Here is a 15,248-nt window from a genome sequence, read left to right as displayed (position 1 = left end):
CGTTCACCGGGCTCACTCCCGGTGGCCGGTGGGATGGGCGCCACAGGCGCCCACTTTGCATGTCCGCGTGGTCAGCGCGTAGGCTGATGCGCCGTAGTTGTTACCCGTAGCGAGGAAGGCACTCCGCCGTGGCGAAGGCGACCGATGTCCGGCCGAAGATCACTTTGGCGTGTGTGGAGTGCAAGGAGCGCAACTACATCACGCGCAAGAACCGTCGTAACGACCCGGACCGCATCGAGCTGAAGAAGTTCTGCCCGCGGGACGGCAAGCACACGGTCCACCGCGAGACCCGCTGACCCGCGGCCGGCTCCGCCGGCCCGGTCCCCGCACTTCCCGATCGCCGGTCCGTCAGGACGGCGCGGCTCCGGCCGCCGTCGCCCCGTACGGATCGGCGATCTTGTTTTGCGTGTAGGTTCGCGGCATGTCCCTGGACCCGTCCTTCGTCGGCCGGACGTACCCGCCGACCGCCCCCTACCAGGTGGGCCGAGAAAAGATCCGTGAGTTCGCGACGGCGATCGGCGCCGCCGACCCGGCCCACCACGACCCGGAGGCCGCCCGCGCGCTCGGCCACCCGGACGTGGTCGCCCCGCCGACCTTCCCCGTGGTGGTCAGCATGGCCGCCAGCCAGCAGATCATCGACGACCCGGCCCTCGGTGTGGACTACAGCCGGGTCGTCCACGGCGACCAGCGCTTCGCCTACACCCGTCCGGTGGTGGCGGGGGACGAGCTGGTCTGCGTCTGCGTCGTCGAGGACGTCAGCAGCCGCGGCGGGCACGACTTCCTGACCACCCGCACCGAGGTCGGCACGTCGGCCGGGGAGCCGGTGGTGACCGTCTGGTCGAAGCTCGTCGTACGCGGGGAGGGCTGAGATGGAGCTGCCAGCCAAGACGTTCCGGGTGACGCGCGCGGACCTGGTCCGCTACGCCGGCGCCTCGGGGGACTTCAACCCGATCCACTGGAGCGACCGGTTCGCCACCAAGGTGGGTCTGCCCGGCGTGATCGCCCACGGCATGTTCACCATGGCGCTGGTCGGCCGCGCGCTGACGGAGTGGGCCGGCAGGCCGGACGCGGTGGTCGACTACAACGTCCGCTTCACCCGGCCGGTGGTCGTCCCCGACGACGACGAGGGCACCGAGATCGAGGTCACGGCGGTCGTTCGTGAGGTCACCGAGGAGGGCCTGACCAGGCTCGACGTGACCGCGACCTGCCGGGGGGAGAAGGTGCTCTCGCAGGCCCGGGCGACCGTCCGGACGGCCCGCTGACCAGGCGCGCGACGCGCGATGGGCAGACCGGTTGGGAAAGTCGTGCGACTACCCGTACACTGGTCCGCCGTGGGGCAAGTGACCCCTGCACGGTCCTTTGACCGGGCGGGGTGAGCGTTGCCGCACAGGGGTGTAGCTCAATTGGCAGAGCAGCGGTCTCCAAAACCGCAGGCTGCAGGTTCAAGTCCTGTCACCCCTGCGCCTCAGGCCTGACCGTTCCCGTGGGTCGCGCCGCCGTAGGGCGGCGTCCGGCCCGTGGTGGTGGCATCGGCGGGGTGGTTCCGAGGCATTCGGGTCCGTCCGGCCGGTCCACCGGCCGCGGCCCGTCGCGGGACGGTTGGTCCGGCCGGCGTGACCAAGCGCTGCGCACGCCCACCGCGTGCGACCCGACATCCCGCGACGGAGGGCGAAGTGGCCGACAAGAAGCGGCGCGGCGAGGACGCCGGCGACGACCGTCTGCACGACGAGGTCGTCGACGACGTGGCCGACGACGACGCCACCGACGCCGAGGAGCCGGTCTCCCGGGGCGGCACCGCGACGCGGTCGCGGGCGAAGGCCGAGTCGGCCGACAGCCGGCCCAAGACCAAGACGGACACCGATCGCGTCGGTCTGTTCGGTCGCATCGCCCGATTCATCCGCGAGGTCGTGGCCGAGCTGCGTAAGGTCATCTGGCCGACCCGCAAGGAGCTGCTGACCTACACGGCCGTGGTGGTCGCCTTCGTCACGGTGATGCTGACGATCGTGGCCGGCCTGGACTTCGCCTTCGCGAAGGGCGTGCTGTGGGTCTTCGGCAACCCCAGCTGACCGGCCGACTGAGCCGATAGTGACGGAAGTGAGCGAGCGTGCCTGAGTACGACGAGACCGCCGAGACCACGGACGAGCAGTCCACGGTGGCGACGGCGGCTGGTGACGAGTCGGTCGAGGCCGCCAGCGAGCCGGAGTTCCCCACCACCGAGCCCGCCCCGGACGAGGACTACGACCCGGTCGCCGAGCTGCGGCAGAAGCTGCGTTACGCGCCGGGCGACTGGTACGTGGTGCACTCGTACGCCGGCTACGAGAACAAGGTCAAGACCAACCTCGAGACCCGGATCACGAGCCTCGACATGGAGGACTACATCTACCAGGTCGAGGTGCCGACCCGGGAAGAGGTCGAGGTCAAGAACGGGAAGCGGTCGCAGGTGCAGGCCAAGGTCTTCCCGGGCTACATCCTGGTCCGGATGGAGCTGACCGCGGAGTCCTACTCCTGCGTGCGCAACACGCCGGGCGTGACCGGCTTCGTGGGCGCGACGGACCGGGCCGACCGCCCGGCCCCGCTCTCCCTCGACGAGGTGCTGAAGTGGCTGGCGCCGGCCGTCGAGACCGAGCAGAAGAAGGCCAAGCCCGAGATCAAGGTCCTCGACTTCGAGGTCGGCGACTCGGTCACCGTCACCGACGGTGCCTTCGCCTCGCTGCCGGCGACGATCAGCGAGATCAACGCCGACCAGCAGAAGCTCAAGGTGCTCGTGTCGATCTTCGGCCGCGAGACGCCGGTGGAGCTCAACTTCAACCAGGTCGCCAAGATCTGAGGTCCCGGTCGCCGGCGGTGGGCAGCAGCCCGCCGTCGGCGTACTCGTTCCACCCGCCCGTGCGACCTCGGCGGGAGGGGCGGCGGGACGCTGCGCTACCCTAGAACGTCGCCGCTGTCGCATCGCGCTGACCGTGCGCGCCCGCGGCCGGCACCTTTCCCAGTTTCAAGCCCCAGGAAGAGACATGCCTCCGAAGAAGAAGCTCGTCAAGACTTTCACGCTTCAGCTGCCGGCGGGCCAGGCCACCCCGGCGCCGCCGGTCGGCCCCGCGCTCGGCCAGCACGGCGTGAACATCATGGAGTTCTGCAAGTCCTACAACGCGCAGACCGAGTCCCAGCGGGGCGACATCGTCCCCGCCGAGATCAGCGTCTACGAGGACCGCAGCTTCACGTTCGTGCTGAAGACCCCGCCCGCCGCCCGGCTGCTGATCAAGGCCGCCGGCGTGCAGAAGGGCTCGGGCGTCCCGCACAAGGAGAAGGTCGGCTCGGTCACCCGCGCCCAGGTACGCGAGATCGCCGAGAAGAAGATGGCCGACCTCAACGCCAACGACGTCGACCAGGCTGAGAAGATCATCGCCGGCACCGCCCGGTCGATGGGCCTCAACGTCACCGACTGACCCCGGTCACCGCCAGATCCAGTTCGTGGGAGGGCGCGCGGACGCCGCGGCCCGCCATAGACCACAGGAGTTACCAGAACATGCAGCGCAGCAAGAGCTACCGCAAGGCCGCCGAGGTCGTCGACCGGTCCAAGCTCTACACCCCCGCCGAGGCCGTGAAGCTGGCCAAGGAGACCACCAACGTCAAGTTCGACGCCACGGTCGAGGTCGCGATGCGCCTCGGCGTCGACCCCCGCAAGGCGGACCAGATGGTCCGTGGCACGGTCAACCTGCCGCACGGCACCGGTAAGACCGCCCGCGTGATCGTCTTCGCCGCCGGCGCGAAGGCCGAGGAGGCCGCCGCCGCCGGTGCGGACGAGGTGGGCACCGACGAGCTGGTCGCCCGGATCCAGGGTGGTTGGCTCGACTTCGACGCGGCGATCGCCACGCCGGACCAGATGGCCAAGATCGGCCGGATCGCGCGGATCCTGGGCCCGCGCGGTCTCATGCCGAACCCGAAGACCGGCACGGTGACCATGGACGTCACCAAGGCCGTCTCGGACATCAAGGGCGGCAAGATCACCTTCCGGGTGGACAAGCACTCCAACCTGCACCTGATCATCGGCAAGGCCTCGTTCTCCGAGACCCAGCTGATCGACAACTACGCGGCGGTCCTCGACGAGGTCCTGCGGGCCAAGCCGTCCGCCGCGAAGGGCAAGTACCTCAAGAAGGTCACCCTCACCACCACCATGGGCCCGGGCGTCCCGGTCGACCCGAACCTGGTGAAGAACCTGCAGGAGGCCCCGGCCGAGGGCTGAGCACCCGCAGCACCCGTGACGGGGCGTCGCCACATCGTGGCGGCGCCCCGTTTCCTTTCCGCTGTGGCATGCTCGGCCGGGTGCGACTGGAGAACGTCTGGCTGCGGTACCGGCGGCGCGGGCCGTGGGTGCTGCGGGAGACGGATGTGCGGGTCGGTTCCGGTGAGGTCGTGGTCGTGCTCGGCCGCAACGGCGTGGGCAAGTCGACCCTGCTCCAGGTGGCGGCCGGGGTGCTGCGGCCGAGCCGGGGGCGCGTGGTCGACCGGCCCCGACACGTCGGGTGGGTCCCGGAGCGTTTCCCGGCCGACCAGCCCTTCACCGTCGAGCGCTACCTGACCGCCATGGGTCGGGTCGCCGGCCTCGATCCGGCGGCGACGGGCCGGGCGGTCGACCACTGGACCGACCGGCTGGGCCTGGCCCGGTTCCGCCGAATCCGGCTGCCGGAGCTGTCCAAGGGCACCGCCCAGAAGGTCGGCCTGGCCCAGGCGATGCTGCGTACCCCCGGCCTGCTGGTGCTCGACGAGCCGTGGGAGGGCCTCGACGCCGCCACCCGGGAACTGGTGCCCGCGGTGATCGCCGAGGTGTTGGCAACGGGCGGGTCGGTGCTGGTCAGCGACCACCGCGGCGAGATCGCCCGACTGCCCGGCGCCCGCCGCTGGACGGTGGCCGACGGCACGGTCACCGAGGGCGCGCCGCCGGCCGACGCGGCGATGGCGGTGGTCGAGGTCGCGGTGCCGGCCGCGCGGGTCGCCGGCACCGTCGCCCGGTTGCGCGCCGAGGGCCATCACGTCCTGCGCGTACGCCCCGGGGCGCCGATCCCGTCCGGCACGCCGGACGGGGTCGCGGTCGCCGAGGGGGCGGCGGAGGCCGGTGTGGCGGAGCCGACCGGTCCGGCCACCGGGGGAGCGGGGTGACCGCCCTGCTCCGGCTGCGGCTGGCCGGCTTCCTGCGGACGGGGCGGGCCCTGGCGCCGCTGCTCGCGGGCCTGGTGGCCCTCGGCGTCCTCTACGGCGGCGGCCGGGCCCAGCCGGGAGAGGCGTACGGCGTCTCGGCGGTGGTGCTCTTCCCGGTGCTGGCCTGGCAGACCAAGGTGCTGCTGGACGTGGAGCCCGACGTGCAGCGCCGGTTGGCCCAGGCGCTGGTCGGGGTGCGCCGGGAGCGGCTGGCCGGCCTGCTCGCCGCCGGCGTGGCCGGGCTCGGCACGGTGGTCGTCGCGCTGGTCTTCCCCTGGCTGGTCGGCGGAGTCGCCGGCCCCGTGGGGCCGGACGACCGCTCGGTGCCCCTCGGCCTCGCCGTCGGCCTGTGGGCGCACCTGCTGGCCGTACCCGCGGCGGTGGCGCTCGGGGCGCTGGCCAGCCGCGCCTGCGCGGGCAGCGCCGGCTACGGCGTCGCGGTGCTGGCGCTCGGCGGGGTCGGCGCGGTGGCCCTCGGCCTGAGCGGCTCGGTGGCGCCGTGGCTGGCGCCGCCGGTGATGGCGACCGCGCGGGCTGCCGCCGGCGACCTGGCCGCGTCGACCGTGGCGCTGCTGACCGGCTGGGCCGTGGCGTGGAGCGCGGCCGCCGGGGCGGCCTACCTGTGGCGGCGTCGCACCCGGCCCTGACCGGCGGCCCGCTCCCGGGGCCCACCGGAGGGGTGACGCGGTGCACCCGGGGGCGATTTGGTGGTCCGGGCACTCTTCGCGTAACCTTGGCGCGAAGTTCCACCCAGAGACCGCTGGTCACCGTGCCCCGGCACGGTCGAAGGTCCCGCGACGACGGGCGACCCGCGCAGGGCGGTAAGCGAAAATCGGTGCTGAGCACGGTCCGCCGACTGTGCCCGTGGCCCGGCCCTCGCCCCGTGCGCCCTGCGCCGGGGCTTTCTCGTTCTCGTGATGCCTCCGCTCCCGTCGAACGCTCCGGCCGACGACGGTGACCAGCCTCGAGCAACGAGAGAGGAGGGACATGGCGGACAAGCCGATCCGGGCCGACAAGGCCACGGCCGTCGCTGAGCTGACCGAGAGCTTCCGTAACGCAGGTGCCACGGTGCTGACCGAGTACCGCGGTCTGACGGTTTCCCAGCTCACCCAGCTGCGGCGCTCGCTCGGCAAGGAGACCAGCTACACGGTCGCGAAGAACACGCTCGCGAAGCGTGCCGCGTCCGACGCTGGCATCTCCGGCCTCGACGAGCTGTTCACCGGTCCTACCGCGCTGACTTTCGTTTCGGGCGACGTCGTCGAGGCGGCGAAGGGCCTTCGCGACTTCGCGAAGGCCAACCCGAAGCTCGTCATCAAGGGCGGTGTCTTCGAGGGCAAGGCCATTTCCGCGGCCGAGGTCACGAAGCTCGCCGACCTGGAGTCCCGTGAGGTGCTGCTGGCCAAGCTGGCCGGCGCGATGAAGGGCAACCTGAGCAAGGCCGCGGCCCTGTTCCAGGCCCCGCTCTCCAAGGCCGCCCGTGCGGCGGCCGCCCTGGCGGACAAGCGCGAGAAGGAGGGCGCCGAGGCGGCCTGAGGCCCCGCGGCGCACCCAGTTCTTACCTAACAGATTCAGGAAAGGACGCCAGACATGGCGAAGCTCAGCACCGAAGAGCTGCTCGACGCGTTCAAGGAGATGACGCTGATCGAGCTCTCCGAGTTCGTGAAGCAGTTCGAGGAGACCTTCGAGGTCACCGCCGCGGCTCCGGTCGCCGTCGCCGGCGTGGCCGGCCCGGCCGGCCCGGCCGCCCCGGTCGAGGAGGAGAAGGACGAGTTCGACGTCATCCTCGAGGCTGACGGCGGCAAGAAGATCCAGGTCATCAAGGTCGTGCGCGAGCTGACCGGCCTGGGCCTCAAGGAGGCCAAGGACCTGGTCGAGGCCGCTCCGAAGGCCGTCCTGGAGAAGGCCAACAAGGAGACCGCCGACAAGGCCAAGGCCAAGCTCGAGGGCGAGGGCGCCAAGGTCACCCTCAAGTGACCTGAGGTCGACCAGGCGCGCGTCCGGCTCACGTGAGCCGGGGCACACCGCGTCACGGCGGGCGGTGATCCGACAGTGGATCGCCGCCCGCCGTCTTGGTGGCCGGGTCGCAGCGCGGTGAGCAGGGCGTCCACGCCTGGCGTCGCCGCGTACGCGGTGTGTGGCGGTAGCCCCTGGGTGGGAAAGACGGGGCGACCCGGATGCCGGCCCTTGACGCGGCCCCGGGCTGACAGGCACGCTGACACCAGCAAGACCTTCCGCGCTTGCAACGGCCACCACTTGGGTAATGGCAGCGGCAGCACCATCGGCCGCGACACCCGAGCGGCCCGGCAGGAACGTCGCGTTCCGAGCGGCCCGGTGAGACCCGGTTCCAGGGGTCCCGAGGCGCGTTCCGCGACGACCTGCGGGGTGGGCTGGACAGCGGTTAGCCTCTCGGCTACACTGCTAGTTTGCGCTGCCTTCCGACTTGACCCCTGCTCGGAAATGTCCGTTTACGGATAATTCTGGCGGGGTCATTGGAGTGCACGCGTACCAGCCGTTCTGCAGCACCGGTCCTCGGAAGGACGCATCTTGGCAGCTTCCCGCCCTGCGAAGACCAGTCGTACGTCGAGCGCATTCGCTCCCCGCCGAGTCTCATTCGGCAGGATCACCGAACACCTCGAGGTCCCCAACCTCCTCGCCATCCAGAACGAGTCCTTCGACTGGCTCGTCGGCAACGAGGCTTGGCAGGGCCGGTCGGCGGACGACCCGCACGCACGCTCGGGTCTCGCGGAGATCCTCGACGAGATCAGTCCCATTGAGGACTTCTCCGGCACCATGTCGCTCTCCTTCTCGGCTCCGCGCTTCGACGAGGTCAAGGCCTCGATCGAGGAGTGCAAGGAGAAGGACCTGACCTACTGCGCCCCGCTGTTCGTGACCGCGGAGTTCACCAACAACACCACCGGCGAGATCAAGAGCCAGACGGTGTTCATGGGTGACTTCCCGATGATGACGCCGAAGGGCACCTTCATCATCAACGGCACCGAGCGCGTCGTGGTCAGCCAGCTCGTCCGGTCCCCGGGCGTCTACTTCGACAAGCAGCCGGACAAGACCTCCGACCGCGACCTCTCCAGCGTCAAGGTCATCCCCAGCCGGGGTGCCTGGCTGGAGTTCGACATCGACAAGCGCGAGACGGTCGGCGTTCGCATCGACCGCAAGCGCCGGCAGGCCGTCACGGTGCTGCTCAAGGCCATCGGGTGGTCGGCCGAGCGGATCCGCGAGCGGTTCGGCTGGTCCGAGCTGATGATGACCACGCTCGAGAAGGACCACATCGCCGGCCAGGACGAGGCGCTCCTCGACATCTACCGGAAGCTCCGCCCTGGCGAGCCGCCGACCCGCGAGAACGCCCAGACCCTGCTCGACAACCTCTTCTTCAACCCGAAGCGGTACGACGTCGCCAAGGTCGGTCGTTACAAGTTCAACAAGAAGCTCGAGCTGGACGTGCCGATCACCACCGGCACGCTGACCGAGGACGACATCGTCGCCACCGTGGAGTACCTCTGCCGGCTGCACGCCGGTGAGGAGGGCTACGAGGCCGACGACATCGACCACTTCGGCAACCGGCGCCTGCGTACGGTGGGCGAGCTGATCCAGAACCAGGTCCGGGTCGGGCTGTCCCGGATGGAGCGGGTCGTCCGCGAGCGGATGACCACCCAGGACGTCGAGGCGATCACGCCGCAGACCCTGATCAACATCCGCCCGGTCGTGGCGGCGATCAAGGAGTTCTTCGGCACCTCGCAGCTGTCCCAGTTCATGGACCAGACGAACCCGCTGGCGGGCCTGACCCACCGGCGCCGGCTGAGCGCGCTCGGCCCGGGTGGTCTGTCCCGGGAGCGGGCCGGCTTCGAGGTCCGCGACGTGCACCCGTCCCACTACGGCCGGATGTGCCCGATCGAGACGCCGGAAGGCCCGAACATCGGCCTCATCGGCGCGCTGTCCACCTTCGCCCGGGTCAACCCGTTCGGCTTCATCGAGACGCCGTACCGGAAGGTCGTCGACGGTCGGGTCACCGACCAGATCGACTACCTGACCGCGGACGAGGAGGACCGGTTCGTCAAGGCGCAGGCCAACGCGCCGCTGACGGCCGACGGGGCGTTCGCCGAGGACCGCGTCCTGGTCCGCCGTAAGGGCGGCGAGACCGAGGACGTCCCGCCGGCGGCCGTGGATTACATGGACGTGTCGCCGCGGCAGATGACCTCGGTCGCGACCGCGATGATTCCGTTCCTCGAGCACGACGACGCCAACCGGGCGCTCATGGGCGCGAACATGCAGCGCCAGGCGGTGCCGCTGGTCAAGGCCGAGTCGCCGCTGGTCGGCACCGGCATGGAATACCGTGCCGCGGTCGACGCCGGTGACGTGGTCGTCGCCGAGGTCGGCGGCGTCATCGAGGACCTCTGCGCCGACTACATCACCATCCACCAGGACGACGGCCACCGCCGCACGTACCTGCTGCACAAGTTCCGCCGCTCCAACGCCGGCTCCTGCGTCAACCAGAAGCCGGTCGTCTTCGAGGGCGACCGCGTCGAGGCCGGCCAGGTCATCGCCGACGGTCCCTGCACCGACGAGGGCGAGATGGCGCTCGGGCGCAACCTGCTCGTGGCGTTCATGTGCTGGGAGGGCCACAACTACGAGGACGCGATCATCCTGTCGCAGCGCCTCGTGCAGCAGGACGTGCTCACCTCGATCCACATCGAGGAGCACGAGGTCGACGCCCGGGACACCAAGCTGGGCCCGGAGGAGATCACCCGCGACATCCCGAATGTCAGCGAGGAGATGCTCGCCGACCTCGACGAGCGCGGCATCATCCGGATCGGCGCCGAGGTCGTCCCCGGTGACATCCTGGTCGGCAAGGTCACGCCCAAGGGCGAGACCGAGCTGACCCCGGAGGAGCGGCTGCTCCGCGCGATCTTCGGCGAGAAGGCGCGCGAGGTCCGCGACACCTCGCTGAAGGTGCCGCACGGCGAGACCGGCACGGTCATCGGCGTGCGTACCTTCTCCCGCGAGGACGGCGACGAGCTGCCGCCGGGCGTCAACGAGCTGGTCCGGGTCTACGTCGCCCAGAAGCGGAAGATCCAGGACGGTGACAAGCTCGCGGGCCGCCACGGCAACAAGGGCGTCATCTCCAAGATCCTGCCGATCGAGGACATGCCGTTCCTGGAGGACGGCACGCCGGTCGACATCGTGCTCAACCCGCTGGGTGTGCCGAGCCGGATGAACATCGGCCAGGTGCTGGAGACCCACCTCGGCTGGGTGGCCAAGACCGGTTGGAAGGTCGAGGGCGACGACGTTGAGTGGAAGCGCCAGCTCCGCTCGATCGAGGCGCACGAGTCCGAGCCGGACACGAACGTGGCCACCCCGGTCTTCGACGGTGCCCGCGAGGAGGAGATCTCCGGTCTGCTCGCGTCGACCCTGCCCAACCGGGACGGCAAGCAGCTGATCGGATCCACCGGCAAGGCGCAGTTGTTCGACGGCCGCTCCGGCGAGCCGCTGCCGGACCCGATCGCGGTCGGCTACATCTACATCCTGAAGCTCAACCACCTGGTCGACGACAAGATCCACGCCCGGTCGACCGGCCCGTACTCGATGATCACGCAGCAGCCGCTGGGTGGTAAGGCGCAGTTCGGTGGCCAGCGCTTCGGCGAGATGGAGTGCTGGGCGATGCAGGCGTACGGCGCCGCGTACGCCCTGCAGGAACTGCTGACGATCAAGTCCGACGACGTCCTCGGCCGGGTCAAGGTCTACGAGGCGATCGTCAAGGGCGAGAACATCCCCGAGCCGGGCATCCCCGAGTCGTTCAAGGTGCTGCTCAAGGAGCTGCAGTCGCTGTGCCTCAACGTCGAGGTGCTCTCCAGCGACGGTGTGGCCCTCGAGATGCGCGAGACCGACGACGAGGTGTTCCGGGCCGCGGAGGAGCTGGGCATCGACCTGTCCCGGCGCGAGCCGAGCTCGGTCGAAGAGGTCTGAGGTGAGCGGTCGGGGGCCGGCTCGCCGGCGCCCGACCCCACCCACTAGCTAGCAGTACAGACGACGACATAGGGGACATAGTGCTCGACGTCAACTTCTTCGACGAGCTGCGCATTGGCCTCGCCACCGCCGACGACATCCGTCAGTGGTCGCACGGCGAGGTCAAGAAGCCTGAAACGATCAACTACCGCACCCTGAAGCCGGAAAAGGACGGGCTCTTCTGCGAGAAGATCTTCGGTCCGCAGCGGGATTGGGAGTGCTACTGCGGTAAGTACAAGCGGGTCCGCTTCAAGGGCATCATCTGCGAGCGCTGCGGCGTCGAGGTGACCCGGTCGAAGGTCCGCCGTGAGCGCATGGGCCACATCGAGCTCGCCGCTCCGGTGACCCATATCTGGTACTTCAAGGGCGTGCCGAGCCGGCTGGGCTACCTGCTGGACCTCGCCCCCAAGGACCTCGAGAAGATCATCTACTTCGCCTCGTACGTCGTGACGAGCGTGGACGCCGAGGCGCGTCACCGCGACCTCTCGACGATCGAGAACGAGATCCTGGCCGAGAAGCGGCAGGCCGAGAACAGCCGCGACTCGGAGATCGAGAAGCGGGCCGCCAAGCTCGAGGCCGACCTGGCCGAGCTGGAGGCCGAGGGTGCCAAGGCGGACGTCCGGCGCAAGGTCAAGGAGGGCGGAGAGCGCGAGATGCGCCAGATCCGCGACCGGGCCCAGCGCGAGATCGACCGCCTGGACGAGGTGCTCGACACCTTCCGCAAGCTGGAGCCGAAGCAGCTGGTCACCGACGAGCTGCTCTACCGCGAGCTGCGGGACCGGTTCGGCGAGTACTTCACCGGCGGCATGGGCGCCGAGGCCATCAAGGCGCTGGTCCAGAACATGGACCTCGACGCCGAGGCCGAGAGCCTGCGCGAGACCATCCGCTCCGGCAAGGGGCAGCGGAAGATCCGGGCGCTCAAGCGGCTCAAGGTCGTCGCGGCGTTCCTGAACACCCGCAACTCGCCGCTCGGCATGGTGCTGGACTGCGTCCCGGTCATCCCGCCGGACCTGCGCCCGATGGTGCAGCTCGACGGTGGCCGCTTCGCGACCTCCGACCTGAACGACCTGTACCGCCGCGTGATCAACCGGAACAACCGCCTCAAGCGGCTGATCGACCTCGGCGCGCCCGAGATCATCGTCAACAACGAGAAGCGGATGCTCCAGGAGGCCGTCGACGCGCTGTTCGACAACGGCCGTCGCGGCCGGCCGGTCACCGGCCCGGGTAACCGCCCGCTCAAGTCGCTGTCCGACATGCTCAAGGGCAAGCAGGGCCGGTTCCGCCAGAACCTGCTGGGCAAGCGCGTCGACTACTCCGGCCGTTCGGTCATCGTGGTCGGCCCGAAGCTCAAGCTGCACCAGTGCGGCCTGCCCAAGCAGATGGCGCTGGAGCTGTTCAAGCCGTTCGTGATGAAGCGGCTGGTGGACCTCAACCACGCGCAGAACATCAAGTCCGCCAAGCGGATGGTCGAGCGGCAGCGGCCGGTCGTGTGGGACGTGCTGGAAGAGGTCATCGGCGAGCACCCCGTCCTGCTGAACCGGGCGCCGACCCTGCACCGGCTGGGTATCCAGGCCTTCGAGCCGCAGCTGGTCGAGGGCAAGGCCATCCAGATCCACCCGCTGGTCTGCACCGCGTTCAACGCCGACTTCGACGGTGACCAGATGGCGGTGCACGTGCCGCTGTCCGCCGAGGCCCAGGCCGAGGCGCGGATCCTGATGCTGTCGTCGAACAACATCCTCAAGCCGGCCGACGGCAAGCCGGTCACCATGCCCACCCAGGACATGGTCATCGGCCTCTACCATCTCACCCACCTCACCGCCGGTGAGCGGGGCGAGGGCCGGGCGTTCAGCTCGGACGCCGAGGCCCGGATGGCCTTCGACAACGGCGAGCTGCACCTGCAGGCTCCGGTGAAGATCCGGCTGCGCGGCGTGGTCGGGGTCGACAACGGCGCCGGCGCCGAGCCGTGGACCGCCCCGGAGGGCTGGGTCGAGGGAGACCCGCTGACCGTGGAGACCACCCTCGGCCGGGTGCTGTTCAACGAGACGCTGCCGCAGGGCTACCGCTTCGTGAACTACGAGATCCGCAAGGGTCAGCTCTCCGCGATCGTCAACGACCTCGCCGAGCGCTTCCCCAAGGTGGCGCTGGCCGCCACCCTGGACGGGCTCAAGGAGGCCGGTTTCCACTGGGCCACCTGGTCCGGCGTGACGATCGGCATGGAGGACGTCATCGCTCCGCCGCGCAAGCGGGAGATCCTGGAGCGGTACGAGAAGGAAGCCGACCGGATCGACAAGCAGTACCAGCGTGGTCTGATGACCGCCGAGGAGCGCCGCGGCGAGCTCATCGAGATCTGGACCAAGGCGACCAACGAGGTCGCCAAGGAGATGGACACCGCGCTGCCGCAGGAGAACCCGCTGTGGAAGATGATCAACTCGGGTGCCCGCGGTAACCTCCTCCAGCTCCGGCAGATCGCGGCGATCCGTGGTCTGGTGGCCAACCCGAAGGGTGAGATCATCCCGCGGCCCATCAAGGCCAGCTACCGGGAGGGTCTCTCCGTGCTGGAGTACTTCATCTCCACGCACGGTGCCCGGAAGGGTCTCGCGGACACCGCCCTGCGTACCGCCGACTCGGGTTACCTGACCCGTCGTCTGGTGGACGTCTCGCAGGACGTGATCATCCGCGAGGAGGACTGCGGCACCGACCGCGCCATCCCGATGCAGATCGGCGAGCGGATCGACGGCAAGCTGGTCGTGCACGAGCACGCCGAGACCAGCGTGCACGCCCGGACGCTGGCCGACGACATCAAGGGGCCGGACGGCACCGTCGTCGCCGAGCGGGGCCAGGACATCAACTCGATCCTGGTCGACAAGATCGTCGCCGCCGGGGTGGAGACGGTCCGGGTTCGCAGCGTGCTCACCTGCGAGTCGAAGCTGGGCGTCTGCGGCGCGTGCTACGGCCGCTCGCTGCCGACCGGCAAGACCGTGGACGTCGGCGAGGCGGTCGGCATCATCGCCGCCCAGTCGATCGGTGAGCCGGGTACGCAGCTGACGATGCGTACCTTCCACACCGGTGGTGTCGCGGGTGAGGACATCACCCAGGGTCTGCCCCGTGTCCAGGAGATCTTCGAGGCCCGGGTCCCGAAGGGCAAGGCGCCCATCGCCGACACCCCGGGTCGGATCCGGATCGAGGACGGCGAGCGGTCGCGGAAGATCATCGTGGTGCCGGACGACGGCAGCGACGAGATCGTCTACGACAAGATCTCCAAGCGGGTCCGGCTGCGGACCCACGACGGCGACCACGTCGAGGTCGGCGAGAAGCTCACCGAGGGCACCATCGACCCGCACGAGCTGCTGCGCATCCTCGGCCCGCGCGCGGTCCAGGTCCACCTGACCCAGGAGGTCCAGGAGGTCTACCGCTCGCAGGGTGTGCTCATCCACGACAAGCACATCGAGATCATCATCCGCCAGATGCTCAAGCGGGTGACGGTCATCGACTCCGGCTCGACCGAGTTCCTGCCGGGCGTGCTGGTCGACCGGGCGCTGTTCGAGTCGGAGAACCGCCGACTCGTCTCCGAGGGCGGCGAGCCCGCCGCCGGGCGCCCGGTGCTGATGGGTATCACCAAGGCCTCGCTGGCCACCGACTCCTGGCTCTCGGCGGCCTCCTTCCAGGAGACCACCCGGGTGCTGACCGACGCGGCGATCAACTCGCGCAGCGACTCGCTCGTCGGCCTCAAGGAGAACGTGATCATCGGTAAGCTCATCCCGGCCGGTACGGGCATCAGCAAGTACCGCAACGTCCGGGTCGAGCCGACCGAGGAGGCGAAGGCCAAGGTCTACTCGATGACCGGCTACCCCGAGACCGACTACGGCTTCGGGCCGGCCAGCGGCCAGGCGGTTCCGCTGGACGACTTCGACTTCGGGTCGTACCGCTAAACAGCACGGACGACGAGGCCCCCCGGCGACCGCCGGGGCCCCGTTCCGGGCCGGGGTTGGGGCCGCCCCAACCGGCCGGGCGCGGGGGGGATTGTGGGTATTTAGTACCCA

The 15,248-nt window shown here is 69.8% G+C and carries 13 protein-coding genes and 1 tRNA gene; all 14 read left to right on the top strand.

Annotation, left to right across the window (positions count from 1 at the left end):
• Positions 1–128: 128 nt before the first annotated feature.
• The 14 genes from rpmG (at position 129) to AB0L34_RS09495 (ending at position 15,137) form a co-directional block, all read left to right on the top strand.
• Positions 129–296: a 50S ribosomal protein L33 gene (gene rpmG / locus AB0L34_RS09560; RefSeq protein WP_013288652.1), complete on the top strand. Its 168-nt coding sequence runs from the start codon at positions 129–131 to the stop codon at positions 294–296.
• Positions 297–421: 125 nt separating this feature from the next.
• Positions 422–868 carry a MaoC family dehydratase N-terminal domain-containing protein gene (locus AB0L34_RS09555; RefSeq protein ID WP_357692569.1) on the top strand — a complete coding sequence of 149 codons (447 nt, stop codon included), beginning with the start codon at positions 422–424 and terminating at the stop codon, positions 866–868.
• Between the two features lies 1 nt (position 869).
• Positions 870–1,262 carry a MaoC family dehydratase gene (locus AB0L34_RS09550; protein ID WP_350681617.1) on the top strand — a complete coding sequence of 131 codons (393 nt, stop codon included), beginning with the start codon at positions 870–872 and terminating at the stop codon, positions 1,260–1,262.
• A 126-nt stretch (positions 1,263–1,388) separates the two neighbouring features.
• Positions 1,389–1,461, top strand: a tRNA-Trp gene (locus AB0L34_RS09545).
• Positions 1,462–1,673: 212 nt separating this feature from the next.
• Positions 1,674–2,066 carry a preprotein translocase subunit SecE gene (gene secE, locus AB0L34_RS09540; protein ID WP_350681616.1) on the top strand — a complete coding sequence of 131 codons (393 nt, stop codon included), beginning with the start codon at positions 1,674–1,676 and terminating at the stop codon, positions 2,064–2,066.
• A 38-nt stretch (positions 2,067–2,104) separates the two neighbouring features.
• Entirely contained in the window at positions 2,105–2,827 is a 723-nt protein-coding gene (gene nusG, locus AB0L34_RS09535; RefSeq protein ID WP_357460220.1) for a transcription termination/antitermination protein NusG, read from the top strand.
• Between the two features lie 184 nt (positions 2,828–3,011).
• Positions 3,012–3,443, top strand: a complete 432-nt coding sequence (gene rplK, locus AB0L34_RS09530) for a 50S ribosomal protein L11 (protein WP_350711556.1) — start codon at positions 3,012–3,014, stop codon at positions 3,441–3,443.
• 80 nt (positions 3,444–3,523) lie between these two features.
• Complete coding sequence (rplA, locus tag AB0L34_RS09525; protein ID WP_363703406.1) at positions 3,524–4,240, top strand: 50S ribosomal protein L1; 717 nt, start codon at positions 3,524–3,526, stop codon at positions 4,238–4,240.
• A gap of 80 nt (positions 4,241–4,320) precedes the next feature.
• A complete protein-coding gene (locus tag AB0L34_RS09520) occupies positions 4,321–5,154 on the top strand; it encodes an ATP-binding cassette domain-containing protein (protein ID WP_363703404.1) in 834 nt (277 codons plus the stop codon).
• Positions 5,151–5,840, top strand: a complete 690-nt coding sequence (locus AB0L34_RS09515; RefSeq protein ID WP_363703402.1) for a hypothetical protein — start codon at positions 5,151–5,153, stop codon at positions 5,838–5,840. Before AB0L34_RS09520 ends, AB0L34_RS09515 begins: the two co-directional genes overlap by 4 nt.
• Positions 5,841–6,180: 340 nt before the next feature.
• Positions 6,181–6,726: a 50S ribosomal protein L10 gene (rplJ, locus tag AB0L34_RS09510; protein ID WP_350682013.1), complete on the top strand. Its 546-nt coding sequence runs from the start codon at positions 6,181–6,183 to the stop codon at positions 6,724–6,726.
• Positions 6,727–6,780: 54 nt separating this feature from the next.
• On the top strand, positions 6,781–7,167 hold the full coding sequence (gene rplL, locus AB0L34_RS09505; protein WP_363703399.1) for a 50S ribosomal protein L7/L12: 387 nt from the start codon (positions 6,781–6,783) through the stop codon (positions 7,165–7,167).
• A gap of 570 nt (positions 7,168–7,737) precedes the next feature.
• Positions 7,738–11,169, top strand: coding sequence for a DNA-directed RNA polymerase subunit beta (locus AB0L34_RS09500; RefSeq protein ID WP_363703397.1), 3,432 nt, complete (start codon positions 7,738–7,740; stop codon positions 11,167–11,169).
• An 80-nt stretch (positions 11,170–11,249) separates the two neighbouring features.
• Positions 11,250–15,137, top strand: coding sequence for a DNA-directed RNA polymerase subunit beta' (locus AB0L34_RS09495; protein ID WP_350682017.1), 3,888 nt, complete (start codon positions 11,250–11,252; stop codon positions 15,135–15,137).
• Positions 15,138–15,248 lie beyond the last annotated feature (111 nt).

The sequence above is a fragment of the Micromonospora sp. NPDC052213 genome (assembly GCF_040679695.1).
Lineage (GTDB): Bacteria > Actinomycetota > Actinomycetes > Mycobacteriales > Micromonosporaceae > Micromonospora.
Note: the sequence above shows the minus strand (reverse complement) of the source record. Positions and strands in the feature narration are given on the sequence as shown.